The organism is Bacillus sp. BML-BC051, from assembly GCF_019656175.1.
In the GTDB taxonomy this organism is placed as follows: domain Bacteria; phylum Bacillota; class Bacilli; order Bacillales; family Bacillaceae_G; genus Bacillus_A; species Bacillus_A mobilis.
The window spans coordinates 1-305 of sequence record NZ_BPLI01000032.1; the positions used below are offsets into that span (position 1 = coordinate 1).

A 305-nucleotide genomic window follows, 5' to 3' on the forward strand; every position below is an offset into this window, starting at 1 on the left:
TAGTTTTCAAAGAACATACCATTTGCTATTTAAAATAGCTTTTTGGTGGAGCCTAGCGGGATCGAACCGCTGACCTCCTGCGTGCAAGGCAGGCGCTCTCCCAGCTGAGCTAAGGCCCCAAAAGTTGTATGGTGGGCCTAAATGGACTCGAACCATCGACCTCACGCTTATCAGGCGTGCGCTCTAACCAGCTGAGCTATAGGCCCATACAAATTGCAGGATTTATTTATATCATATCCTCATTTAAGAGTCAATACTTAATTGAACTCTCAAAACTAAACGAAAACGAAACACGGAAACTTATA

At 43.9% G+C, this 305-nt stretch carries 2 tRNA genes; both read right to left on the reverse strand.

What is annotated here, in order from left to right:
• Positions 1-43: 43 nt before the first annotated feature.
• Positions 44-119, reverse strand: a tRNA-Ala gene (locus tag K5S59_RS14935).
• A 10-nt stretch (positions 120-129) separates the two neighbouring features.
• Positions 130-206: transfer RNA gene (locus tag K5S59_RS14940), tRNA-Ile, on the reverse strand.
• Positions 207-305: the final 99 nt, after the last annotated feature.